This window comes from Mesorhizobium sp. M1A.T.Ca.IN.004.03.1.1, assembly GCF_003997555.1.
GTDB lineage: Bacteria > Pseudomonadota > Alphaproteobacteria > Rhizobiales > Rhizobiaceae > Mesorhizobium.
This window is the reverse complement of record NZ_RZTV01001231.1, coordinates 1-229: the sequence shown is the minus strand read 5'-3', so window position 1 is coordinate 229 and position 229 is coordinate 1. Positions and strand designations below refer to the sequence as shown.

Below are 229 nucleotides of genomic sequence, written 5' to 3'. Positions count from 1 at the left end.
CGCGCTCGGCATCATCTCCGGCTATCGCGGCGGCAGGACCGACGAGATCATCAGCTTCTTCACCAACATGGTGCTGGTCGTGCCCAACCTGCCGCTGCTCTTGGTGCTCGCCGCCTTCATCGGCCAGGCAAGCCCCCTCGTCATCGCCCTTATCCTCGGCGCCACCTCCTGGGCCTGGGGTGCTGCCTGTTTGACCGCGACAGCAGCGGACAGGCCGACATAACCCCCG

Annotated in this window: 1 pseudogene; it reads left to right on the top strand. The window is 66.4% G+C overall.

The annotated features are described in order from the left end of the window. Positions 1-184: pseudogene (locus tag EOD29_RS35625) on the top strand (ABC transporter permease); the annotation flags it as partial. Positions 185-229 lie beyond the last annotated feature (45 nt).